The following is a 25,017-nucleotide window of genomic DNA, read 5'->3' as shown; positions in this document are numbered from 1 at the left end:
TTATATACAACAAAAACCGAACATATATTCTTAAAGAGGTGATTTTAATGGCGAAAAAGTATCCAAAAGTACGATCGAGGAATGGTTTACACACGTATCGTTACGATATTACAGACCCCCAGACAGGTGAACGAATTCAAAAAGAAACTCCGAGTTTTCCAACGGCAAAAGAAGCTTATTATGCCGGAATAAAAATTGAAGAAGAAATTAGAAATGGAACTTATATTGAGGAAAGTAAGATTACAGTTTCTGAATGGAGTCAAAAATTCTTAGTAATATATGCCTCTACAGGAAAGGTTAAAAACCGAACTGTGGATATTAGAAGTGATTCTCTCAAAATCATTAACAGAAAAATTGGAGGTCTTATATTATTCGAAGTAACCTTGCTAATATATCAAACCATGCTAAATGAATTGAAGGAAGAGGGCTATTCAAAAAACTCACTAATTATCATTCATTCCGCAGGTTGCCTAATGTTTCGTAAAGCAGTTGCTATGAAAGTGATTAAGAATGATCCAACCAAAGGAGCTGAAATACCTGCATTTCAGGAAACGGTTGAGGATATTGAGAATAATTCTGAATTACCTCAGTATTTGGAGAAAGAGCAACTAGCTTTGTTATTGCGCACAGCTAAAGAATCGGGATCCGTTCAGGGATTTAATGCACTATTTTTGTTGGCATATACCGGTATGCGAATAGGTGAACTATGTGCTCTGAAAATATCAGATATTGATGAGATTAATAAAAAAATCTCAGTCACTAAAACCTTGTATCAACGACACGGAATTAGTTCATTTGGTTTAAATACCCCCAAGTCAAAATCCTCAATTAGAAAAATCGATGTGTCTGAGACTGTAATAAAGATTTTGAAAAATCAAGAAATCTGGAGAAATAGATTTAAAATGTCACGGAGAGATGAGTACTACAACGGTGCAGAATTTGTATTTATTAATGAACTGTTATTGCCGGGTTGGCCAGCTGCTGGCAGAACAATTGAGGTGTTTATGAAAGAGATACTTGAAGCGGCGGGATTGCCGACAGCTCTCACTCCTCATTCCTTGCGTCATACCTATACAAGTTTAATGGCCGAAGCTGGCGTCGAACTTCCTGCAATTAAAAAATTGTTAGGTCATAAAAAGGACGGAGGTATAACCGAGGCAGTTTATTTGCATGTCACAGAATCTAAAAAGCGTGCTGCAGTAGAAAAATTAGATCAACTCATGGATGGATTACTTTAATTGTGGGTAGATTGTGGGTAACAAACTTTAGAAATACTGTTATATCAACGTTCCGCCTCCCCGAATCTACATAGGCTCCATATAATCCCCTGCTGTCAGACTCATGAACATCACCATAATGAGCGGGGAAACCAGTAAAGCCTTGGCCTCGAATTTCTTCTGGGCGATGCTGACCGCTATATCTTGTTGAATATCCAGCTTCTCTCCGATAATGGTTGAAGTACGCCTCACGATCTCTACCAGGTCACCTCCAGTCCGCTTGCACACGGAGAATACATCAGCGAACCGTTCGACATCTTCCATGCCCGCCCGCTTGCTGAAATCCTCCAGTGCTTCTTCTACCGGCTGGCCATACTCCATTCGCGTGCAGATAATATTCAGCTCGAAGATCATATCGCCTCCCCCCTCGGGGTCGAGCATAAGCAGATCCTGCACCGCTTCACGAAATGCATTCTCAACAGAGCGGCCGGCCGACAGCGATGAAGACAGCGAGAACAGCATTTGCTTGAATTGCAGATTAAGGGCAGTACGGCGCCGCCGGTGCAGGTAGTCACGCAACAGCCGTGGAGCATATACCCCGCCCGGCACCAGCAGACAAGACAGCAGCCCATTGTGATAAAAAAGGTATCCTATTGCCCATAGCAGCGTTCCGCCAGTCAGCATCGCCGTGATCTTTTGCAAGGAGGTTAGGACGTACACCGTATAATCTGGCAGTTGTGCCTCCGCTCCGGTATCACGCAGTCCTTGCGGCTTTTGTCTCAATGAGATCAGAGCACTTCCTCCTTCTTATCAATTCCGGCCATTCTGAGTTTGCCGGTATGCAGCATCGGATTCCCGCTGGGGATCAGTCCCCCTTGGACCCGCCCGTTCCTCTCACCTGTTTCACGGAATTCATACAGCGGATTAAGCACCACCTCCCCTTCCTGAACCCCGGTAACCTCACAGATTTCCACCACCCGGCGTGAACGGTCACGCAGACGCGACAGATGCACAAAAATATCAATTGCGGAGCCAATCTGCTGCCGGACTACTGCCACGGGCAAATCGGCTGCACTGAGTACCATCGTTTCGAGACGGCTGAGCATATCCTGCGCACTGTTAGAATGGCCAGTACTGAGTGAGCCATCATGTCCAGTGTTCATCGCCTGCAGCATATCAAGGCATTCTGCGCCCCGGACCTCGCCGACCACAATGCGGTTCGGCCGCATCCGGAGTGAGGAGCGAATCAGATCACGGATGGTGATCTCGCCGCGGCCTTCCGTATTCGCATTTCTTGTTTCCAGGGAGACGAGATTCGGTACAGTCACGATCTGCAGCTCCGCTGAATCCTCTACAGTGATCACACGTTCCTGCGGCGGAATGAATTGCGACAAAGCATTCAGGAAGGTGGTTTTGCCCGAACCGGTGCCACCGCTGATGAAAATATTGTATTTGGCCACCACAAGCATCTGCAGCATTTCCGCTGCTTCCGCGCTTATTGCTTCCCGGCGGATCAGCTCATTCATCGTCATCGGGGTTTCGGGAAACTTGCGGATTGTCAATGCCGGCCCCTTCAGTGCTACCGGCGGCAGAACGATATTGACACGGGAACCATCCTTCAGCCGCGCATCAACGATTGGCGAGGAATCATTAACCACCCGGTTCACACCCGATACTACGGACTGGATAATATCCTCAAGCCGGCTTCTGGACTCAAAAGCCAGCGGCAGACGCCGGATCTGCCCCTCCTCCTCTACGAAGATTTCATCATGACTATTAATCATAATCTCGGTGATGGCCGGATTATCCACCAGCGGCTGCAATACATCCAACCCCCGGAAGGAGTCGAACAGCTTCTTGACCAAGGCATGTTTCTCTTGAGCCGTCAGATGCTGCAGGTTGTCCCGTGCAAGAACCGTCCGCTCAATATACGCGGTAAGCTCACGGTTGCCTACAGCAGACGTCAGATCCAGCCCGGAACGAATGTCACTGCGCAGCGACCTGAACATTTCTTCATTCATATACATTCCCGGTAAAAACATGCGGCAGCGCCGGTTCAATGATTTCCGAGCACACCTGCTGCACTCCGGCCGTGAATTGCGGGGAATTCAGGCACAGCTCCACATGATGCTGTATGGCCCATGATGGGATATAAGGAAGCACAGCATCCATCTGCATCCCTTCAGGAAGAATCCCCGCGTTATGTGCATCGGCTGCGAGGTTCATGACAAACCTGCTTTTGACGGGTACCTCCTGAAGCATGCCAGAATGCGGATTACTGCAGTGACCCAGCCACCCGGCAGTCTTATGGTGACTGGTCTTAGCACCTGTCAATACCCAGAGCAGAAGTCCACATCTATGCAGAACTGCCTGGGTTTGCTCCTCCTCAAGGGCTCCCGTATCAACAATGACAACATCATAGCGTCCTGCTGCGGACAGCTGCTCCAGAACATCCAGCGTATCCGTACGTGTCATCTGCAGTTTTTCCTTAAGATTCTCTACCGGTCTGAAGGCTTCACTCCTTAGACTCTCGTGTCTGATCACATACCTTTCAAGCTCCAGCTCTGTCTTTACTTTGCTCCCTTCCCCTTCATTCGCCTTCAGTTCATAGAGCAGCCGCTCCAGACCGGGGGCGTTTCCTTCCGGCACCCGCAGGAACAACCCGCTGCTGTCCACACTCTCTAGATTCAGATAAAAAACGGATAGTCCCAGCCCTCCAAGCTGCTTGGCCAAGTTGAGTGCAAGCGTGGTTTTGCCGCTGCTGCCACTGGCTGAAACCACTCCAATCAGCAGCGTCTCCCCCTTGGAGATGGACGCCATTCTGCTCCTCTTCACATCGCACAGCTGTAGAATGGCATCCAGCAAAGAAGGAAGCGATTGATACTTTTCAATCACTTGTCCCCCCGCCAGATTTCCGGAAGGTTTGCCGCGGACGTCCCCTGCATCGCTGAGAACCGCCCACGGAATGGTACTCTTCCCCTCCACCAGCCAGGCCTCGATGAAAGAAGGATCTGCTACCACAGCATCCGGCACCTCCTCCCCCTTCATGAATTCCATAAAAGTATCCAACCGGCTGAAAGCGCTGATCCGCAGCATTCCTCCATATTCACTATGGTGAATATAGTGCAGCAATGGCTCAATGTATTGACTCTCCCGCACTGCAAGTACGATTCTTGCCGCCATGCTCCCTCTCTCCTTTCTGCATAAAGACAGCAAAAAAGCACCGCCAATAACCGTGGGATACGGTCATTGAACGGTGCTTCCGTTACTATTCCTATAATTTACAGCAATAGTAGCATATATATAAGAGTACAGCAATAGCTTTTTTTCCATTACCTCAAAATCCCACGAACTCCCATATCCAGTGCTGGATATTCCCAAGTTCCCTATCCCCCTGTATAATTCATACGTTCATCATTTACCTAACTCAAAACCATAACAAAGGGGATTTACACCACATGAAATTCGTACCCGGTTTTCTTGCAGTTCTAGCCTTATCCGGTGCCATCACCGTATCGGCAGCAGCAGCATCAGACCAACCTATCACCGTAACGATCGATCAGCAAAAGCTGAACCTAAGCACCAGTGCACCGGTCAAAGACCATGATGCCATCCTCGTTCCTATGCGTCCTATTTTTGAGAAGCTGGGCCTCAGCCTGGTATGGAATGCCAAGACAAGCACGATTACAGCCTCCAAGGAGGGCCTGACGATCACCCTGCAGCTTGGCAGCAAAAAAGCAAGTGTGAACGGGACTGTGAAGCAGCTCACTTCCGCACCCAAAATGATCAACAACGTTACCTATGTCCCTCTCCGGTTCGTAAGCGAAGCGACAGGCAACAGTGTCACCTGGAATGCTAAAGCTAATACCGTAGAAATCAAAAGCAATCAGAGCAGCGCCGTGACCAAGGGAATCTCGGAGCTTTTTGATAAATACACCAGCTATTCCAACAAAAATGATTTCGCCGGATTCCTGGGTCTGATTGATCCGAAATCACCACTTGCCGCAGCAGCCCCTGCACTCAAAGAGCAGATGGAAAAATCTGATACCACCACAGCGATTGCAAAAATGGACATTATCGATGTTCAGGCAAAGGAAGCAACGGTGGACGTAGTGGAAACAACCGTTAGAAACAGCGGAGCCTTTACACCTAACAGCACCGCGGAGTATATTTATTCACTTACTAAGAATGCTGGCGGCTCCGACTGGCTGATCAGCAATGTGCAGATTAAAGCCATCAAATACTCCCTGCCTGACGGCACACTTGAAGCCAAACCTCCTGTTCCCGCGGCTGATGAAGATCAAATCAAGGCTGTGCTGCAGGCCAATACAGATTTTTCCAACAAAGAAGACCTGAGCGGCGTACTGTCTACAATAGACGAATCCTCACCAGCCTATGCACAGAGCGAACAAACCTATAAGCAGCTTTTCGCCGCTTATGATTTGCAGTCCGCTGTGGAATCTTCCAAAATCATTTACTACAATAATAACGAGGCCGCCATCTATGCCGTATTAACATCCAAAAAGCTGAAGGGGCCACAATTCACCGATTACCGGGCAGAAACCGTGACAACCGTCAAGAAATCAGCAGATGGCAAATGGAAGCTGGTTCAAACCTACAATCTAAATATCGAACCGCTGACCAAATAGGCTAAATGGACAATTTCCTGATATAAAATGAAACGCAGCAGACTCCCTGCCGGGAGCATCTGCTGCGTTTTTATTTGGAACCATAACCCCTCACAGAAACCGTTGTCGGATCTCTGGCGTTGGGACCAGGCACTGATCATCCCGGCCGAACCAACGGTAACGGTTCCTGGCTACAAGTCTGTACAACGCACTACGAAGCGGCCGGGGGACAACAATGAGCAGATAAGCAGCCGGCCAAGGAAAACGAAGCCTGCGCATGATCCGCAGCACCGCAGCTGACTCCGTATAGAAGACCCCATCCTCAACCAGAACTACCGTGCTTAGCTGACCAGGCACAATACCGCTGGCACTCAACAGTTGATGAGAAACCTCGCTCTGCAACGGGGCAAATAGAAACCTGCCTTTGGGATCGCGCGGAATAATAAACCGGACCATACCTTGACACAGATGGCAGACCCCGTCGATCAGCACAACAGATTTGTCCTTCATCATAATTCCCCTCTGCTCTTCCTTCATTGCCCTCTCCCCCTTCCGTTAGTCACAGTATATCCAGAACTATGCTTAGAAAAAAACAAAAGCGCGGGATAAGCTCCCGCGCCGTCATGATCCGTCCGTTTAAGTTATTCTGCGATTGCCTTGTCGATCCATTCGTCCCCAAGCATTTGCCCTTCGAAATCAGCTGTGAAAGCCTCCATGCATTTACAGATGAAGTCTTTGCGGCATACCGGACATGGTGTCTTAAGCAGGCGGCTGATGTTCGTCATTTTCCATTCCGGAAACCGATTGTAGAACGCGCGGCACTCCGTTCCGTCAGCAAGCTTGATAATGAACTCGTACAATCCTTCCTTATCGTTGCTGCTGGCTTTGGTCACATTCGTAATATTCGGTCTGTAAGACATCTTCATCACCCATTATTTAAATTTTTGGTAGTTAATAGCACACGCGACATTAACAGATACTTAGACATATTAAAGAATTTTAGGGGTGATGTCAACCAAAGCAGACTCTCTGGACTAGCATTTATGCGTTTACCTGAATTTCCCGACTCCATTTAGACATTATTTCCAGAAACCTTATATATATGCCATCCATTTAGGGAGAACATCAAAAAACCGGACATATCTGTCCGGCTTAGATTAGATATAAAAATTACTGTCTGCAAGCCACTCCTTACCATTGTTACAGCACGTTAAGTTCAACCTCTATATTGCCGCGTGTTGCCTTAGAGTAAGGGCAGAAGGCATGAGCCTTCTCGGCCAAATCCTCCGCCTTCGCACGTTCAATTCCGGGCAGGCTCACATCCAGTCTTACGGCCAGTTTGAAGCCTCCGTCGCTCTCATCCTTGCCGATCAGCACATTGGAAGTCACGACGACATCCTGAAGCTTCACACCCTCTTTACGGGCAATATTCGCCAGCGCACTTTCATAACAAGCACCATAGCCTGCAGCGAACAGCTGCTCCGGATTTGTACCCATGCCCCCCGGGCCCCCTAGCTCCTTCGGCATTTTCAAATCATGCTTGAGAGCACCGTCCGAGGATTCCACTGAACCTTCGCGTCCGCCCCGTACCGTAGCTGAAGCCGTGTATAATGCTTTCATTTTCAATGCAGTCATCGCCTATTCGCTCCTTTTCAAGCCAAATTTTTACTTCCGCATACTTCTAACTTAAACCACTGGCACATTTTGAAACGAATACGCAATATTGTTACAGCCTTTTAGCTTGCTTCTTTTAATAAATAGTGTAAAATTAAATTGTGATAAATCAATGTTCGGGAGGAATTATCCATGAGTATTTATGATTTTGAAGCAAACACACTGCGAGGCCAGGAAGAATCATTGTCCAAGTACAAAGGCAAAGTGCTGCTCGTCGTCAATACAGCCAGTAAGTGCGGATTCACTCCTCAGTATAAGGGTCTCCAGGAAGTGTACGATAAATTTAAGGACCGCGGTTTTGAAGTGCTTGGTTTCCCAAGCAATCAGTTCGCCGGCCAGGAGCCGGGTGAGAGTGAAGATATTGCAGAGTTCTGCGAGATCAATTACGGCGTAACCTTCCCGATGTACGAGAAAGTTGATGTAAAAGGCAACGAAGCTCATCCGTTATTCAAATACCTCTCCAAGGAAGCACCAGGCGTACTGGGCTCAAAGAGCGTCAAATGGAATTTCACCAAGTTCCTGGTTGACCAGGAGGGCCGGGTGCTGAAACGGTTCTCCCCGCAGACTACACCGGATCAGATTGAAGCGGATATTGCCAAGCTGCTTGGAAAATAACCACCGCGTAAACAAAAGAGACTCTATCTCCCGGTGCCTTGGGGGATAGAGTCTCTTTTTGATACGGACTATATACTTTTCCTCCACATTATCCTTGATAAAAAAATGCCTGATGTTTAAATTCCTCCCACTTCGGAGTCTTGAATGCAGAACATAACCCTTCACTTTGGTAGTAAGAGATCGCTCCAGTCAACTGCTCCAGATTACATGGATTCCCTGTGCGATTCATTTCACCGATTATTTCTATCGTCTTTTCAACGGTGTTCGCCTTCACAAAACAATTCAGACATTCCCAGTACAGCCTTGGTTCTTCCTGTAATGCTTGTTCCAAATAAATTCCCCACTCATACCACCCGTACTCGTCTAAATCAGTCAGGTTTTCTATGGGCAATTGCTTTGGAGCCAACATTGGTGGATACGCACAACCACTCTACGATGTTATAACCTTTGTCAAAACAGGATTGAACGACTGCTGAAGCAGCCTTGCTGGCTAACCCCATTTTTCTGTAGCTGGAATCCGTGTGAATTCCCACAGCAATTCTGTCTCTGGCATAACAGTCGCTTATGGACCAACTGACGATTGTATCCTGATAACGAATATAGCAGCCGCAACCTGCTTTATCCAAATGCTCATCGCTCCCCCATGCCTCTACCCAATCGTAAATTTTGTCTGCGTTCACGTAGTTTTTATGCCGAAGCTCCTTCAGATCAACCATTTCCAAAACATAACCTTCAGGCAGAGAAAGAACAGCCGGAGTAAACTCTTCGCGGGTTAAGGTGTAATCAATCATGTTTAGAAGTATCAGAAATCGAAATAAATGAACTATAGCTTTTTTTCATCTCAATTCCTCCTATTTGTACTTCGTACAGTGAAAGATCTCTCATAAAATCATTCACAAATATATACAGATTCGGGGTAATACCTCAATTTTTGTTGAATATGCATAATGAAATCAAGCCAATTACGTCCACTAGCTGCAGGTTCCATGTATTCCAAAGGGATTTTCAGGTTCAACAGCCGGTTATTTACAGAAAAGTGCGTAACTCCTGTTGGTAACTGGTCCTTTCTAGACACAATATTATTTATCTCTTTCATACTAATGTTATAAAACTCAACCAGTACATCGTCCCCAATAATCTCACTCTTGCTTAACTCACTAACTCTTACAAAATATTTGCTGCTATATTTTGCAATAATACTATGCATTGCATCCACAAAGCTCATTAATTTTTGATCGTCAATTAAATAAAAATAAAAGACTTCTTGTTTTGAGTCTGTTATTTTAAACGCATATCTTTGATTACCGAGCTCCTTCTTTGTTCGTATCACATTTTTATCTGTAAAATCTTTTAACCATGCACCTGCTTTTACAAGATGAGACCACATTGTAAGTTCTACATCATCTTCCTCTACAATTTGACAAGCAACCGTTCTAAAGCCCAGCTCCTTTAAAGATAAAAAACGATGAACTCCATCGATTATCATATAATCATGTTCATTAATTCTGGTTGTGACTATAGGGTTTATCAATATTTTTTCATTTGATATAGCTGACATTGTTATTTCCAATCTTGTTGCCTGGAAGCTTTCATGCATTTTAATGTTATCGACAGACAACAGTTTTAATGAGGTTTTCAAATCAATCATACTGTCTCCTTAATTACCAATAGATTTAGTAACAATAATCTATTAATTGTTAGCATTTTGATGTTACTCATTTAACAATCCCCCCATTAATAACGTACTTCACCGCAACTAAATCCATATATTTAATATTCAACCAACAAAAAATATTACATGCGGTGGCCGGGCAGAATCACCCTTGCCATAAGAATCTGGTACGAGATATTCATAAGGGCACCGGTCAATGTATTTCGGCCGCCACTTTGACCAGAGGCGGAGGATCAACGCTAGACATAATAAAGATAATTAATAGACCTCAGTGTCTTTATCTTAGGCTAAGCAGGCCTTTAAAGTAATGTGGAGAATTATATTACAATAAAAAATAAATTGATGACAGGGATACTTATGCTGTCCGTCACTCTGTGCCTTTCAAATGAACACTCATCCAATTGGAGGAATTAATTTGTCAATACAGTTGCCATTAGGTGATTCACCAATAAATGGATATCAACATCATGCTTTTCCTCTTCTTATTAGCTCTTTACACCCCGATTTTTTTCAATGGTTTAATTGTAATTATATTCAAATATACTGTAATAAGGATATAGAATCTGGACTAAATTTTAACTTTTATGACTTTCCAAGCCTAAAATCAAAATCACCATTTCTAGGCGAAATGTACATCCCAAAAAGTTTAATTGAACGATATGTTAATCCTATAAAATTTCTAATCGATTCATTGGAGAATAACCACTATATAGTGACGTTTGTTGATGAATTTTATATACCTGAAAGAGTTGCGTATCAAAAATATCATTATATACACGACATCCTTATATATGGATATGATAACACAAGGAAAATTTTCAACGTTGCTGGATACAATAACAAAAGAGTTCTTGGAACTTCCGAAGTAGAGTTCTTAAATTTCGAAAAAGCTTTTTATAGTACATTAGCAACAGGAGACTTAGCTAAATGGGCTGATGGCATGCACTTATTACAATTAAAACCAGAAAATTCATACAACTTTGATTTAGAGATTTTCATAGAATTTATAGAAGATTATTTATCTTCAAGTGATACCTCTTATAGATTAAGAATGTACGAAAATAACAACAATAAATTCATTTATGGTATGGATACTTATAATTCAATTATCAAATATCTTATGAATATAGAAGATGAAATAGATATACGTTTTTTTCATATATTCTATGAACATAAGAAATGTATGTTTTCTAGAATACGTTTTTTAATCGATGAATTGGGCATCCATTTTAACCCTTTAATCCTAGAAGAATATTTTGATATAGAAAGGAACGCCTTGATATCTCGAAATCTCAGTTTGAAATACGAGATTATACGACAAGAGCAAGTAATCAGTAAAATCATACAAATCATAAGAGAAATTAAGTGTAAAGAAGATCACGCATTGAATTTGTTGGTTAATGATTTAAAAAATACATGAAAACAACTATTACCGGGATATAAGCACACAGAAGGCAAAGGCTTTTTTCCGTGAGCTTTACGGCTCTCCTTAACCTCCTGCTCCAATTCCTGCAGATGGGTTGAGGCGTTTCCTCAGAACCTCAAGCGTGTAGAGGTTTTTATTGGCATTGGCCTGGATAAGCATAGAATCGGTAATCAGTAGACGTTTTGTAATTATGTGGTGGAAGATCGCAAGCCGGACCAATTCATCAAAGATATCCTGAAAAACAGAAGTTCCCACAACCAGTTATTCCGGTTCCAGCTAATGGTGGAATGGGCGGGAACCCGCCCAGGCCAGGTTTATATCGATCTCTTTTACCAATACAGGTTCCGAGCGGATGCCAAATCAGCATCATTTTAAATAAACGGACGGGTGAAATCTAGAGCCTTCCCATGCTAGAGCCATAGAACAGATGAACTTTTCATTAAAAAAACGAAAAATTCATGTGCGAATGAACTGACGCAAGAGGTGATACCGGATTTAGAATTCCTTATAGGAATAACTTATTGAGGAAGACCCCCTTTCCCTTAGATAGCGCTTTCATCTCACTTCAAATTAGTTCGTATTCTATTGCTTTACTTCCCCGTTCTCTCGTGGTTATGTATTTTTGTTATTACTGAGATTCTGTTTGGATATAATGAACTAAATCATCAATGGTTTGTAGCTTTTCCATAGATAGAAAGTCATCAGATACTTTAATCCCAAATTCCGACTCTACGTTATAAATAAGCTTAATGAAATAAATCGAATTAATTCCGTTACTAATAAATTTATTGCTAAGTGATGTTAACGTTGAAAGTTGAAGCAATTCTTTGATCATGTTTTCAACTCGTTGCCTTACTTCAAGCCAAGGACACTGTATTGGATTCAGCAAAGTATTCGTTGTTGAATCCATAGCTTCGAAACCGATATCAATTAACTTTTCTTGACCCATTATATAAATCGCAAGCTTCGCTCGTTGCTGTCGCTTATCGATTTTCTTAATACGGTCTTCCATTCCGACCAATGGACCGGATAAAATAGTCAATTTGTTATTGCACAACCAAAATTTTGAGTATTCTATAGTATCAGTTTTAGGGTCGATTAGCTCAAAGAGTACTTCCATTTCTTCATCAGGGATCCACTTAAAAAAAACATCTTCATTTTGAAACTGAATATCCTTTTTGTTTCTGTAGTTAAGGAAAGATATTATATAGTGTATTTTTTTGATTTTATTATATTTAGAAAAATCCATTTTAGTTTGTAAAAACACATATCCAGGAAACATCATTTTAATGACATGCACTATTACGCCACTTTTCTTTTCAGGAACCTTTCTTTTGGGGATAAAACATTTGCAATCTACATTTCCCAATTCAATTTGAATCCGATACCTTACATATTCTTCCTCGCCGTTTTTTACAAATAACGCGTACCATTTCATCTAAATACCACCTACTAGAATATTGAAATGTACTATTTTAATCAATTCAAATCCTTATATAGAACTGTTTCTCATACAATAATCTTGAGCAAGGATCAGCTCTAGTGTTCGGGTATATTATCTCCTAGAATAATATTTCTCCTTCTTGAAATTTCGCAATAAATTTCACCCCTAAAGTGATATTTAATTCACATTCATTTATTATTATATACCACCCTCCCAAGTCCATCATTAGGATATTTTGTAGTATTTTTCCTAAATATGTCGAAAAAAGTAGCTTGCTAAATTATCGCAGCAAAGGTAGAACCACATCAAACAGTGAAATTAAACCTGCGCGTTTGAGTCTGCTCCGGTCTACACCCTGACTTGTGGCGATCCCCCACAAAACTCGGCTGGCACGTGGTGCGGCAAAGTCAAATAGTAGCCGGGGTGAATCTTTTTCCGATCCAAAACTTGCAGCACTCAACTCAATTTCTCGTTGAAGAACAGCCCCCCCGGCTAATACAGTCCCAATCTCTGACAACTTTTCACAAAAACTTCACGTGAACGTTATGGCTATTTACCAGTTACCTACTGTTATTCACCTGCCATACCGCTCTATTTTTGTAGAGGTGAATACTGCCCAACTTGTTAACAATGGGCTACAAATCCGAACTCATCTATAGCCACCATCCCCCCCCTTTCCAATTTTAGTATCTTGTCTGCTAAGGAAAAAAAACGATCATCATGTGTAATCGCAATGATGCATTTCCCGCTATTCTTAAACCGCATTAGCATTTCTTGATAAAAAAACTGCCTGAATTCAGGATCCTGCTCGGCAGCCCACTCATCAAATAGCGAGACAGGCTTATCTTCCAACATACTCACTAACATAGCTAAGCGCTTCCTCTGTCCAGATGAGAGCTTTGTAGTCGAAAACCGTCTATCGGTTACTTTCACCTTATGATCGATCTGTAACAGTTTCATGCTGCGCTCAAGCTTCTCGTCTATAGCAGCCTCGTTGATACCGTAAAGTTTATCGAACAGATGATAGTCACTAAAAATGACCGAGAAATACTCTCCTAACATGTCCTGAGAGACAGGCTGTCCATTCACGACAACTTCACCTTTGGTGGGAACATACAGGCCCGTAATAATTTTTGCCAATGTCGATTTTCCGCTTCCGTTTCCCCCGGTAATAAAAATAAGCTCACCCTGATTAAACGTGAAGTTGATGGGCCCTAAATGAAATGTTTCGCCATTCTCATCTGTATAACTGTACTCAACATTTCTTAACGCGATAGAAATTGGCATTGCGTCATTCACACCGATGTTAACATGGGCTTTCTCTGCATCCATAGAGGAAATATGCTCTTCAAACCTTTCTAACCGTTTCCATATTACCTGTAGCTGCATGATACTGGGAATAAAGTTTAATATGCCATGTACCGGCCCTACCATATACAAAATAACCAACACGTAGTTTTGTAGAATATCGTTTGTCACATTAGCAAACATATACGGAAATCCGAATACGATTGTTCCCAACACAAACGTAAATAGCAGTTCTCCAATAACGAACACATTTACGAATTTCAAAGATCCTTGCACATTGGTCGAGCGGTTGTTTTCACAGCTTTCCATAATATCTTGCCTAAAGGATTCCCGCTTATTTTGGTGCAGATTGAGTTCTTTCATACCATGCACTAGATCATTAATGAATCCAAAGAACGTTTCTTGTGTGTCTCTATTCCGGTTCCAAAAAACATTGGCTTGCTGCCCAATATATCTATAGAGCCCCGCGGCAAGCAGTATGACACCGATTGCAAGCAGCAACCCAAAGACATTCTTGGCTCCTAAATATATAAAACAGAATAGCACTGTAACCAAACACGTTACACCATTCAAAAGCATTCGTGGCAATTCACTTATCGCTGCAGTATCGTTGTTTAAAGCAGTATGGATTGCACCACGGTCTAATTCTTCGAATTTATGATAAGAAGCATGAAGCAACTTATCGATCAAAACACTTCTCTTCTTATAAACAACGTTATTCGTTAGAGTGATGAGATTAGCTTGTACGAACTTTGAACCGATAACATATACCGCTACTGCCATAATAAAATATAAAAACCAATCAAAACTACTTCGATTATCGGCTTGATTTAACTTCTCATTGATAATAAAGATGACAGAGGCATTTCCCAGACCAGTAAGTAACCCGACTGTTGTAAGCTGGAAATATAACCGTTCGCCTTCCATAGGGAAAAAATGGGTTAAAAGAATATATGCGGAGAACAAAACCTCTACGACGAGTAACATGATGACAGCAGGGATTATTGTAGCAGGTCCCCATACCGAAACTGCTGACCAAGGCATTTGTTCAAAGAAGACATTAGGCATCTGATATATAATATACATGAAGCCACCGAGCACCAGCACAAAATAGAAGAGCTTGTATACACTCTTACGGCCATTATGCATCAATCTTCTCTTGCCGCGAAGCAATTGATACATCATCCGGCTCAAAGCAACTGTAGTCGCCCCAATCAGTGTCAGTAAAAATAGAATGACAAGGCTCATCATTTTGTCTATGTCGGCAAGATGATCCGAGCTGATTTTCGCTACAGTCTCATTATCCAATATACTCTCAATACCTAGTGCTATTCCTTTGATATAGGAAGTGTTGATATTGGACATTACCCCTATACCTAGCCCCGTCTCTGGCCGAAGCAATATATATGAGGAATAGTTCGGATTATTCCCCCCGTGCTGAAGCTCGCCGCCCCCATTTTGTATAATTTCCCAACCACCTGCATATGATGCTCCCTCTATACTAGGAGGCACTTGGCGGTTTGGCAGATGCGTCTTATGGATAGCGTTTAAAATAGGACTCTCATTGGCTAATTCGTTTCCTCTGAATTGAACCAGCATCCACTTACCCAAGTCGTCTGCATCTGTAATAATATAGCCTGCTGCCGTATTTCCTCGATAAATCGGTGCATCATATGCAGTTGGCCTAAAAAATCTCATTTTGTAGCCTGTGGCCATTTCGTCTAAATGCGGTTTTTCGACCCCGAAATACGTGTGATGAAGCCCTAGTGGCACCAGCAGTGAATCTTTAATGAAACGTTCAAACGACATTTTGGTAACGCTCTCAATTACAAGCGCTAGCACATCATAATTCAATGTTGCGTATTCGAATTTCTGTCCTGGATAAAAATCAAGGTTGTGATCCAACAATAATCTGACCGTTTGCTCTAACGCGTCATCCTTTGTCGTTTCCGGTATATACCCGATCATTTGGGAGGATATGCCGCTAGTATGGTGCAGCAATTGCTCTAACGTAATATCAACGTAATCATCATAAGCGGCATTTTTATATTTGCCTTTATATTTCAATTTCAACCACGGTATATATTTGCTGACCGGATCACTTGTCCGTAAAAGCCCTTTTTCCTCCAGCAAATATATACCCGCAGCTGTGTATGCCTTACTATTTGATCCCAATTCGAATAATGTACTTGCCGTTACCTTTGTGGAATGTTCTTTATCTGCGTATCCAAACCCGTTGCTGTAGATAATACTATGATCCATAGCAATAACCAAAGCAAATCCAGGAATCTTACCTTTCTTCATCTGTTTCTTAACATATGTGTTAATTTGTTCGAGCTTTTGCATTTCACTGTCATTAGGTGGTGTTACACTCTTGGCTTCAGCAGGAGCTGATAGTAAAAAATTTATGCCCAGTAGAATCGTAATAAGAATTGTCGTTATTCGGATAAACATCGCGTACCTCACTTCTATTGGAGTCGGCCACACCAGTTGACTATTGAGAGAAGCACGAGGGCAACTAACTCATTGCCAACGTTTTTGCTATTACCTTATTAATCTCAGCTTGGTGAGATTGAATAAAGAAGTGCCCGTCCTCGTATAATAAAAAGCGAACATTGGTGTCGGGTGAGCTGTATTGGTCCCACTCCTTTACTTCCTCTAAGTTTAATGTATCTTTGGTTCCGTGCATAACTGTAACATTGCAGCCAAATTTTCCTATCGGGCCTTCATGTTGATACTCTTCAATCATTTTATAGTCAGACCGAATAATGGGCAGAAAAACATCCTGCAACTTTACGTCCTCAAACAGATCTTTTAAAGTTCCTCCAAGATCTCTAAGCTTATCAATTAATTGTTTATTCGACATAAGATGGCATTTAATACCATTTGACATCAAATGCGGCGGCTTCTGCCCCGATAAAAAAATATGTTTGGGCTGAACAAGGTTTAATAGTTTAATTTTCCGATATAATTCATACACAATTGTCGCCCCCATGGAATGGCCAAACAGGGAGTAAGCCGAACCATTGAACACAGAATCGGCTACCATTGATTGAAATATATCTTCAACACAATCACTTAACGTTTGGGCAAAAGGTTCACCAAACCTCTTACCCCTCCCGGCTATCTCCAATGGCTCGATTTTAATATGATCATTGTGATACTTCTGCCAACTCATGTAAATCGATGCTGAACTCCCCGCATGAGAAACACAACATAATCGAATAGCCTGATTACTCTCCTTTTCTACCCTTGTGCCATTAATCATCTAATCGGACTCCGTTCCCAGTCGATAATGCTTTCTTGTAGTAGTAGGAAGCCACCGCAATATCGAATACGGCCATCCCCATAGGATTAAAATAGATGGGATCACTTTCTGCGAACCGACATTTTTCAGCCACACACACCATTTCTACAATTGATTTGGTTTGATCCTTGGTTAATCCCCTCTCCTTTGCCAGCATTTCAATATCTGTATTCTCTCTGCATACTTCATCCCAATCATCAACGATGATAGACGAGGTGTGATTGATGATGTCAGGTTTATAATCTCTAAGCGACACATTGAGCAACAAGGATCCTGGTTTGGGCGGTTGATCGATATACCGATGCTTTGATACTGTGCAAGTAACGACAATGTCCGAAGCTTCATATGCCTCAACCCAATGTGCTGCGATGACGACTTTATGTCTGATATCCTCGGAAAGAGCATTAACGTTAACACCAGCGATATCATAAAGGATGAATTTATTTATCTTGTCTCCAAAAAGGTCCTGTAGCATTTCCAAATGAAGTTGGCCTATCGGCCCAAAACCGATTATGCCTACGACGCCATCATTCCAATTACGTATTGTATCGTAATATTGAACTACAAGTCCTGATACAGAAGCCGTACGAATGCCACTGATCAGCGCTGAATTGATAGTTGCTAGAGCTTTACCTGTTGATGTGTCATTCAAAATAGTAACCGAGTGGGCTCTCTTCATCCCTATCGCTAAATTTCCAGGAAAGCTGGCAATCCATTTGATACCGGCAGCAAATATGTCGCCTCCTACGAAGGCAGGCATAGCAATAATTCGATTAACTGGATCATAGTAACGCAGATAAGGCTTAATGGGCTGATTGTAGTCATTTGTATGCAGCAATCGTACCGTTTCTTCGATAACACCTACTGTTTCACACCAATTCAATCCACATTTCACCAAGTCCGCTGTGTTCAAATACAACATATATCTCAGCCTCCGCTTTCCATTTCGATATCTCTTATGAAAGAACTGTTGTTGCATTTTCCATCGCATGTAACCACTCAAACCATTCGGAGTTGTAGACTGTATCCAAATAAGCTGTACCGCCATCTGCACACAAAAAAACGACATTGGGCTGTGAGCCTATGTCGATTGAATCAAAATATTGTTGAATAGCATGATACACACTTCCGGTTGAGCCCCCTACAAACAGACCATGACATTCAAACATTAGATTGCAAGAGGTTACTGCGTCAACCTCCGATACAAATATAACCTCATCAATGCTAGCCTCTCGCAATATGCTCGGCTTAATGCTTGAACCTATCCCCGGAATATGCCGTTTCCGAGGTGCCTGATCAAAGATTACCGACCCTAGAGTATCAACGCCGACTATTTTTATACCTTCTAACTTCTCTTTCAGTATTTTCGAAAGCCCCGTAACCGTACCCCCTGAGCCGACGCCAATGAAAGCATAGTCTATCTTTTCCAAACTACTGACCAATTCTTCACCTAAACCGTAATAATATGCACGATAACAATCCGGGTTTCCGTACTGATTGGTCCAGTAGCTATCGCTTATTTTATTTTGCAGTTGCTGGACCATGTGAATTCGGTTTAACAGATACCCCCCGGTTTCATCACGATCCGTCACTTTGACGACATCGTAGGCAATTTGTTTCAAGAATTTCTCCGATGTTGCAGAAATATTGGGATCAATTACTGCAATAAATTTTGTGCCAATCATTTTACAAATTGTTGCAAGTGCGATCGCAAAGTTACCTGAAGAAGATTCAATCACAACCGTATGCTCTGTAATTTGACCTCTCTTTACCGCTTCGCAGAGCGCGTATAAAGCTGGCCTAACTTTAATACTACCGGTTATGTTCAGAAACTCAAGTTTGCAATACAAGTTGATATGTGGATGATCCAGCTTCATTAATGGCGTATGGCCTACAATCCCAGCTAAATCTGACAGCTTATTTAATGCTCGTTCTTTCCATTGGAGTTGTCCGGTCAACATCCTTGCCTCCCCCTATCACATTCATGTCAGTATCATGTGTCGTTGTGTAGTCAATCATCTTCTGAATAAATGCAGCCATTATCGGTTGCAGCTCTTCAATCGCAACAGTTATATCGGATGGTTTCATACGTTTCTTTCTATAAATGCTTAACACAAAGTTATTCACCAACCGGCTTGAGATCGTTATAATCTTATCGCCTAATTGGCGGAGCTCTTGATTATCGGAAGGAACGTACCAATCAAGCAAGGTCTGCACCCATAGCTCTTTGCCGCCAAGGTTTACATATATTTCATTCAACGCTTCCTTTAGTTCACTTTCCTCAAGCTCTGGACGTTCCACTAGAGCATATATATTTTCGAACTCTCTCCCTACCTGCTGCTTGTCCTGCAATGCCAACAGCAGTCGATTCAATTGCTGCGCATAATCAAACTGGAGCGGAGCTTCGCTGTCCGGCACCCGTTCAAGTGTTAGAATGCATCTGGACTCTTCCGGCAGGAATGCATAAATCTCTTCGATCGTTTGATAAGTTGTCATGAACTGACCATACGAAACTTTCTGATGGCTCGTCCTTGCCAGATGATTATGGTTAATTATCATATACAACTTTTTATCCGCATCGTACTCGGTCAGTATGGTCAGGTGATCCGTATGCTCTTTCATATAAAATGGCGTATAGAACGTATAATACTCGTCAAATGAAACCATAACTGGCATTTTATTATCTAGTTGACGAGTAATCATCCTGTGCAGCTGCTGCATATCGTCAACCTTCTCGGTGCGAACACGATAACCGAATTGTTGAAGTAACTCGTTGTCGGAAGGGTACCCACTCACTTCCTCTTGACTATAATAATCGAAAGGGTAGCCTTCATCCTGCAAGTCAAACCCCCTCTTCATCCCCAGCAGCAGCTTGAAATGCTGGATCAACGATTCGTCAGCCGTCATCATAAGTGCTAATCCCCTGTCATAGCAATTGAATTGGCGCCAAGACAGCTGATTGGCATAATTATATTCACCTTGCTGCTGTCCCCTTGCAGCATCAGCACCAGATGTCCGGTTTATGGAGGGCACTTGCGGTTGACCCTGCTCCTCTATTTCTTGCTTATCCGTTTCGGTTTCGCCAGCCGGAACTAGAAATCGGGCAAGTTCGGCTATTGTCAAATAATTAAAAATGTCGGTAACGTCAACCTCGCGATTCATATAATGCGCAATATGGCTAGATAATTTAACCGCAATAATCGAGTCTCCGCCCAGATCATAAAAATTGTCGTAGACGTTAAGCTCCTCGATACCTAAGATATCTCCCCATATATCAGCCAACTTCCGTTCCGTTGGCGAAATCTCCTCTTCCTGCTTACCTAGCAGACGTACACACTTAAGCTGAGTGCCAGAACCAAAGCCTTGTCGGTCGGACTCATATACTCGCTTATCAACTTCAATTTGAACCGCATTGGCAAGCATAATCGGATGCTCGTCCTTCACTGTACTGATACGGTCGTAATTGAGCTCGCCAACCGTAACCTGCCCATTCGAAGCCATTAATAACCGTCTGAATGCTTGCAATGCAATAGCAGTAGAAAGGGGCTTAAATATGGAATTTTCCGTTACTGCATTATAATCGACCGCCATCCCGGTCTCCTTCCATGCACTCCACGCGATTGCAAGAGTAGGCTTACCGCGCATGGTCCGGGCTTGTGCGAATGCATCAAGATAAGCACTTGCCGCCGCGTAATCACCTTGTCCTACCCCGCCAAGCCAGCCGGTTATCGATGAGAATACAATAAAGAAATCGAGCTCGTCGGATTCGGTGTGCGAATCCAGTACGATGGCACCACGTACTTTCGGCAGCAACACGTCAGTGAATCCAGACTCCTCCTTCCTGAATAAGAAGCCGTCTCCTGCTATTCCAGCACCATGAACAATTCCATTGATACGACCAAAGCGTTCCCGCAACCCTACGAATAACGATTCAATTGCCGAAGAATCCGCAACATCTGCCGTGAAGCTAATTATTGTCGCTCCCGTAGCCTCAAGGTCGCGGATCTTCTGAATCCGCGAGGTCAGCTTATTGTCATCCGACGATGCGGTGATATCATCCCATAGATCTCTATGAGGCAATGTGGTTCTGCTTATTAATGCTATTGTCACTTTCGAATTCAAGTCGGCAAGGCAGGAGGCGATTTCCAGTCCGATTCCACCTAGACCGCCTGTAATGACATACACGCCATTTGCCTGTATGGATAACTCGTTAGTTTCAGGAGTCACAATCGACCGATCTAACTCCATAACATAGCGATTGCCGCTCCGGTAAGCGACCGGAGATTGCGTATTTAATGCAGACTCTTGTCTGATCATCCTTAAGATATCGACTTGTCCATCGACATCTATGCATATACAGTGCAACGTCTGGTGTTCTTGATTGATGACGCTGCCCAAAGACAATAGCCCCCTGTTTCTCGGTACTACTACCGCATCCTCTACTGTAACTTGGTATGCACCTTCAGTCACAATACACAACGTAAGTCGTTCATGCAGCTTTTCACTGACTAAGGCGCGGAACAGCCGAAACAAATCAGTTATGACCTCTTCATCGGGCGTATCATTGTGCCATTCCGCAGGAGCCATATATATGACAGTTTCAATACTCTTAGCTCTTAATTCAGACACCATTGCATTGAACTCAGCCTGATCCTGCTGCCCGTTCATGATATTATCGAACACATTCAGACGTCGGCCATTCTTGTCACGATCAAGTCTATTGCAGCTATCCCCTTCATAACGGAACACAGCAATAGGCACGTCAAACGACGGATCTTCATTGTAAGGTTTATCCTCTCGCCGCCAAGCCAACCGCCAAATTATATTTGCGGAGGTATCCGATAAGTCAAGAAGACGTTGGGCTGAAAGCTCGTTTACCCGTTTGACCGAGTATTCATGAATTTGGGCCAGAACCTCTCCATATCGATCCATGATAGATAGATTGAATTTCACAATTTCTCCCTGCACGCCGGGATCGTCAATTCTTGTGCAAACACAATATATTTCACTTGGAAGCGCACGATAAAAAGAAACTTCTTTGTAGGTGAAAGGAAGATACAACTCGTTGCCTAATAAGCCGCAATACACCATACTTCCTACGGCGCTGTCCAGCAGCCCGGGATGCAGACAATAATGATTCAGATCTTCGGTATCGGCCAGCTTCAAGTGGCATAGCACCGTATTACCATTCACCCATACCTTCTTTAAATTTTTGAACCGGGGACCGTAATTCTGGTCAATATTCCCATTATAAATGTCCGTAGCGTGAAGCACATTGTGAGCTTCCTTCTGCATGTTACTGAAGTCAATGGTAGGGTCGGGTAACAGAAGTCTGTCGAATTCGAGCTTAGCTTGTGCATGCTCCCGCCAATGATGTTCACCTTCACGCTTGCTGATTACTTTGAAATGGATATGCTCGCCTTCTCTGCGAATCATACTTTGCACCCTGCAAGATGTGTTCTCAGTCAGAATAATCGGCTCCAGGAATACGAAGTCATACAGTTTCGTAACAGGAAGCCGTCTATAGGCTTGGCCTGCCTGCATCGCCATCTCGATATATGTAGTTCCCGGAACAACAAATTGACCGAACAGTTTATGTTGCGACAATATCCAACTGTCTGTACTAAAATTTGAAATGAATAATGATTGATCGGTTGCTTCCCACACGTTTATTTGCAGTAGCGGGTGTATGTACTCTTCCCCGTAACCGAGAACCTCTGCGCCGGATGAACTCGGTTTGGCTGCCCGGACAGCGCTCAAGTCCGGCCAGCATCGCTTCCGCTCAAACGGGTACGCCGGTAAATGAACCCGTTGGTTTGATTTAAACGAATATAGGCTTTTCCAACGAACATCTGCGCCTTGCGCATACAATCTTGCTAGTTCTCGGAGCCCATCTATGGTCGAATCGGACGTTCTAACAAGCTGCTGCACTAGGCTCTCCGCGAGACGACTGAAGTCTGTACTACTTGCAGCTGTAGGTTCCGTTCCGGGCCCTCCCGGTTTCCTGTTCGATGCTTGTTTATGCCAGCCGTAATAAATATCTGAATGGGTAAGCGTATCCAGATCGCTGTCACAGGCTGTGTCAATCTTAGATATCAAATCCTCTATGCCGACATAAACAATCGATAATCGATAACTGTAATGACTACGGCCGACATTGGCTGTATAACTAATGTTACGCACGTCTGAGAAATGTCCACTTTGCGCCGCGAACCATGAACGATAGCGCTTCAGTAAATCTTTCAAACTGTTCGCCGTCATCCCTGACAATGTAAAAATACCTTCGTAACAGGATGACATCTCATCTTCGGACGAAAGCTTATCTTCTACATCAGAAGGCGCTTCTTCCAATACGAGATGTACGTTAGTGCCACTTAAACCAAATGAACTAATTCCTGAGAGTCGGATACCCTTGTCCACTTTCCAATCAGCCAGCGTATCATTTACATATACTGGGGAAGACTCGAACTGAATATTTCGATTGGAGCTTTTGAAATGTAGGTGTGGCGGCAGTTGTTTATTCTTCATCGATAAAATGACTTTTATCATACCGGCAATTCCAGCAAGATGATCGGTATGCCCGATGTTAGTCTTCACCGAACCGATCGCGCAAAACTGATGACGATCCGTGTAATGACGGAAAGCTCGTTCTAATCCGTCTATTTCTATGGGGTCCCCTAATTTGGTCCCCGTTCCATGCGCTTCAATATAGCTCAGCGTGTTCGGATCTATTCGAGCCTCCTTCCATGCCTGAACAATGACATCTTGTTGAGCGATGGAATTGGGAGCAGTCAATCCGGCCGAAGCACCATCTTGATTCGTTGCGCTTCCTTTAATAACCGCATAGATTGGATCCCCGTCCGCGATCGCTTGTTCCAACGGTTTTAATAGTATAGCACCGACGCCCTCACCAATGCCTGTCCCCTCCGAGTGATGATCGAACGCTCTGGTTTTACCATCCGACGAAAGTATGCCGAGTTCATTGCTGCCGTCATCTAGAGCCATTAAAATGACTTTTACACCGCCGGCAAGTGCCATATCGGATTCCCTTCTTCGAATAGACTGACACGCTAAATGTACAGCCATCAGAGAAGAGGAGCATGCGGTGTCTACCAACATGCTTGGTCCTTTAAGGTTCAATAAATATGAGATGCGCGAGGCAATGACCGATTTGATATTGCCAACCGCAGACAGAGACAACAGCTCTGGATCGATCTCCTTAATCATCCGCTTATATTCCTCACCAAAGTCACTGCTGAACCCAACGAACACGCCGGTGCGGCTGCCTGCAAGACTGTCGCCCCCATAGCCTGCATCCTCTATGGCCTCCCAGCAGGCTTCCAGAAAAAGCCGCTGATTAGGATCCATTAGCCCTGCTTCTTTCGGGGATAAACGAAAAAATGCCGGATCAAATTTATCAATTTCCTCTAAATATGCCGCTTTTCGAAAGCGAATATTTTCATCATCCATACCTTTTTTTCGAATTAGCGGCAATAAATCCTGCTGCCTCCCGATTGGCATATCTATGATGCAGTCTTCTCCATCCCTCAGAATATTCCAGAATTCAGTTGGACTATTCGTCCTGCCGAACCGGCACGCCATTCCTATTACAGCGATACCTCCGCTCACTGCGTTGTCCCGGCTTTCGGGCTGGGAAGATGTATGGCTACGATCCAGCTTAAATCTGTCCAGTCCCAGAAACTTACCCACACCTAATTCTCCTTCC

19 protein-coding genes are annotated in these 25,017 nt (G+C 43.5%); 4 read left to right on the top strand and 15 right to left on the bottom strand.

Annotation, left to right across the window (positions count from 1 at the left end):
- Positions 1-47 precede the first annotated feature (47 nt).
- Positions 48-1,238 (top strand): tyrosine-type recombinase/integrase, encoded by a 1,191-nt coding sequence (locus A3848_RS02160; protein ID WP_074083285.1) that lies wholly within the window; start codon positions 48-50, stop codon positions 1,236-1,238.
- A gap of 66 nt (positions 1,239-1,304) precedes the next feature.
- Here A3848_RS02160 and A3848_RS02155 read toward each other — a convergent pair whose 3' ends face one another.
- From A3848_RS02155 to A3848_RS02145, 3 genes are read right to left on the bottom strand one after another with little or no spacing between them, the layout of a single operon-like run.
- Complete coding sequence (locus A3848_RS02155; RefSeq protein WP_256702119.1) at positions 1,305-2,000, bottom strand: type II secretion system F family protein; 696 nt, start codon at positions 1,998-2,000, stop codon at positions 1,305-1,307.
- A gap of 5 nt (positions 2,001-2,005) precedes the next feature.
- On the bottom strand, positions 2,006-3,238 hold the full coding sequence (locus tag A3848_RS02150) for a TadA family conjugal transfer-associated ATPase (protein WP_074083344.1): 1,233 nt from the start codon (positions 3,236-3,238) through the stop codon (positions 2,006-2,008).
- Positions 3,231-4,400, bottom strand: a complete 1,170-nt coding sequence (locus tag A3848_RS02145; RefSeq protein ID WP_074083284.1) for a CpaE/TadZ family protein — start codon at positions 4,398-4,400, stop codon at positions 3,231-3,233. The genes A3848_RS02150 and A3848_RS02145 overlap by 8 nt, the downstream gene beginning before the upstream one ends.
- Positions 4,401-4,675: 275 nt before the next feature.
- Here A3848_RS02145 and A3848_RS02140 point away from each other — a divergent pair, with 275 nt between their 5' ends.
- Entirely contained in the window at positions 4,676-5,866 is a 1,191-nt protein-coding gene (locus A3848_RS02140; protein WP_074083283.1) for a copper amine oxidase N-terminal domain-containing protein, read from the top strand.
- 90 nt (positions 5,867-5,956) lie between these two features.
- Here the strand turns inward: A3848_RS02140 and A3848_RS02135 are convergent, their stop codons facing one another.
- The 3 genes from A3848_RS02135 to A3848_RS02125 form a co-directional block, all read right to left on the bottom strand.
- Positions 5,957-6,382, bottom strand: a complete 426-nt coding sequence (locus A3848_RS02135; RefSeq protein ID WP_074083282.1) for a thiol-disulfide oxidoreductase DCC family protein — start codon at positions 6,380-6,382, stop codon at positions 5,957-5,959.
- Between the two features lie 104 nt (positions 6,383-6,486).
- Positions 6,487-6,765, bottom strand: a complete 279-nt coding sequence (locus A3848_RS02130) for a hypothetical protein (protein ID WP_074083281.1) — start codon at positions 6,763-6,765, stop codon at positions 6,487-6,489.
- 280 nt (positions 6,766-7,045) lie between these two features.
- Complete coding sequence (locus A3848_RS02125; RefSeq protein ID WP_074083343.1) at positions 7,046-7,465, bottom strand: organic hydroperoxide resistance protein; 420 nt, start codon at positions 7,463-7,465, stop codon at positions 7,046-7,048.
- A 186-nt stretch (positions 7,466-7,651) separates the two neighbouring features.
- On the opposite strand from A3848_RS02125, the gene A3848_RS02120 reads away from it, so the two are divergent.
- Positions 7,652-8,134, top strand: coding sequence for a glutathione peroxidase (locus A3848_RS02120; protein ID WP_074083280.1), 483 nt, complete (start codon positions 7,652-7,654; stop codon positions 8,132-8,134).
- An 88-nt stretch (positions 8,135-8,222) separates the two neighbouring features.
- Here A3848_RS02120 and A3848_RS02115 read toward each other — a convergent pair whose 3' ends face one another.
- The 3 genes from A3848_RS02115 to A3848_RS02105 all read right to left on the bottom strand — a co-directional run bounded on the left by A3848_RS02115 (position 8,223) and on the right by A3848_RS02105 (position 9,782).
- On the bottom strand, positions 8,223-8,465 hold the full coding sequence (locus A3848_RS02115) for a hypothetical protein (RefSeq protein ID WP_074083279.1): 243 nt from the start codon (positions 8,463-8,465) through the stop codon (positions 8,223-8,225).
- A 37-nt stretch (positions 8,466-8,502) separates the two neighbouring features.
- Positions 8,503-8,925 (bottom strand): GNAT family N-acetyltransferase, encoded by a 423-nt coding sequence (locus tag A3848_RS02110; RefSeq protein ID WP_074083278.1) that lies wholly within the window; start codon positions 8,923-8,925, stop codon positions 8,503-8,505.
- Positions 8,926-9,023: 98 nt separating this feature from the next.
- On the bottom strand, positions 9,024-9,782 hold the full coding sequence (locus A3848_RS02105; RefSeq protein WP_074083277.1) for a ParB N-terminal domain-containing protein: 759 nt from the start codon (positions 9,780-9,782) through the stop codon (positions 9,024-9,026).
- 439 nt (positions 9,783-10,221) lie between these two features.
- Here A3848_RS02105 and A3848_RS02100 point away from each other — a divergent pair, with 439 nt between their 5' ends.
- Complete coding sequence (locus A3848_RS02100; RefSeq protein ID WP_074083276.1) at positions 10,222-11,226, top strand: cysteine peptidase family C39 domain-containing protein; 1,005 nt, start codon at positions 10,222-10,224, stop codon at positions 11,224-11,226.
- Between the two features lie 634 nt (positions 11,227-11,860).
- Here A3848_RS02100 and loaP read toward each other — a convergent pair.
- From loaP to A3848_RS02065, 6 genes are all read right to left on the bottom strand, one after another.
- Positions 11,861-12,670, bottom strand: coding sequence for an antiterminator LoaP (gene loaP / locus A3848_RS02090; protein WP_074083274.1), 810 nt, complete (start codon positions 12,668-12,670; stop codon positions 11,861-11,863).
- A gap of 630 nt (positions 12,671-13,300) precedes the next feature.
- Positions 13,301-16,330 (bottom strand): cyclic peptide export ABC transporter, encoded by a 3,030-nt coding sequence (locus A3848_RS02085; protein ID WP_256702121.1) that lies wholly within the window; start codon positions 16,328-16,330, stop codon positions 13,301-13,303.
- A gap of 172 nt (positions 16,331-16,502) precedes the next feature.
- A complete protein-coding gene (locus tag A3848_RS02080; RefSeq protein WP_074083272.1) occupies positions 16,503-17,252 on the bottom strand; it encodes a thioesterase II family protein in 750 nt (249 codons plus the stop codon).
- Positions 17,245-18,213: a 2,3-diaminopropionate biosynthesis protein SbnB gene (locus tag A3848_RS02075; RefSeq protein ID WP_074083271.1), complete on the bottom strand. Its 969-nt coding sequence runs from the start codon at positions 18,211-18,213 to the stop codon at positions 17,245-17,247. Before A3848_RS02075 ends, A3848_RS02080 begins: the two co-directional genes overlap by 8 nt.
- Positions 18,214-18,247: 34 nt before the next feature.
- Complete coding sequence (sbnA, locus tag A3848_RS02070; RefSeq protein WP_074083270.1) at positions 18,248-19,252, bottom strand: 2,3-diaminopropionate biosynthesis protein SbnA; 1,005 nt, start codon at positions 19,250-19,252, stop codon at positions 18,248-18,250.
- Complete coding sequence (locus tag A3848_RS02065; RefSeq protein WP_074083269.1) at positions 19,209-25,001, bottom strand: beta-ketoacyl synthase N-terminal-like domain-containing protein; 5,793 nt, start codon at positions 24,999-25,001, stop codon at positions 19,209-19,211. Before A3848_RS02065 ends, sbnA begins: the two co-directional genes overlap by 44 nt.
- Positions 25,002-25,017: the final 16 nt, after the last annotated feature.

Origin of the sequence: Paenibacillus sp. P32E, from assembly GCF_001909085.1 — a bacterium.
Lineage (GTDB): Bacteria > Bacillota > Bacilli > Paenibacillales > Paenibacillaceae > Paenibacillus_AQ > Paenibacillus_AQ helianthi.
Note: the sequence above shows the minus strand (reverse complement) of the source record. Positions and strands in the feature narration are given on the sequence as shown.

Coding starts and splice junctions, on each gene's coding strand:
- A3848_RS02080 (WP_074083272.1), bottom strand. CDS start 17,252: ATGATTAATGGCACAAGGGTAGAAAAGGAGAGTAATCAGGCTATTCGA.
- A3848_RS02085 (WP_256702121.1), bottom strand. CDS start 16,330: ATGCAAAAGCTCGAACAAATTAACACATATGTTAAGAAACAGATGAAG.
- A3848_RS02105 (WP_074083277.1), bottom strand. CDS start 9,782: ATGATTGATTTGAAAACCTCATTAAAACTGTTGTCTGTCGATAACATT.
- loaP (WP_074083274.1), bottom strand. CDS start 12,670: ATGAAATGGTACGCGTTATTTGTAAAAAACGGCGAGGAAGAATATGTA.
- A3848_RS02160 (WP_074083285.1), top strand. CDS start 48: ATGGCGAAAAAGTATCCAAAAGTACGATCGAGGAATGGTTTACACACG.
- sbnA (WP_074083270.1), bottom strand. CDS start 19,252: ATGTTGACCGGACAACTCCAATGGAAAGAACGAGCATTAAATAAGCTG.
- A3848_RS02145 (WP_074083284.1), bottom strand. CDS start 4,400: ATGGCGGCAAGAATCGTACTTGCAGTGCGGGAGAGTCAATACATTGAG.
- A3848_RS02125 (WP_074083343.1), bottom strand. CDS start 7,465: ATGAAAGCATTATACACGGCTTCAGCTACGGTACGGGGCGGACGCGAA.
- A3848_RS02135 (WP_074083282.1), bottom strand. CDS start 6,382: ATGAAGGAAGAGCAGAGGGGAATTATGATGAAGGACAAATCTGTTGTG.
- A3848_RS02110 (WP_074083278.1), bottom strand. CDS start 8,925: ATGATTGATTACACCTTAACCCGCGAAGAGTTTACTCCGGCTGTTCTT.
- A3848_RS02150 (WP_074083344.1), bottom strand. CDS start 3,238: ATGAATGAAGAAATGTTCAGGTCGCTGCGCAGTGACATTCGTTCCGGG.
- A3848_RS02075 (WP_074083271.1), bottom strand. CDS start 18,213: ATGTTGTATTTGAACACAGCGGACTTGGTGAAATGTGGATTGAATTGG.
- A3848_RS02120 (WP_074083280.1), top strand. CDS start 7,652: ATGAGTATTTATGATTTTGAAGCAAACACACTGCGAGGCCAGGAAGAA.
- A3848_RS02130 (WP_074083281.1), bottom strand. CDS start 6,765: ATGTCTTACAGACCGAATATTACGAATGTGACCAAAGCCAGCAGCAAC.
- A3848_RS02140 (WP_074083283.1), top strand. CDS start 4,676: ATGAAATTCGTACCCGGTTTTCTTGCAGTTCTAGCCTTATCCGGTGCC.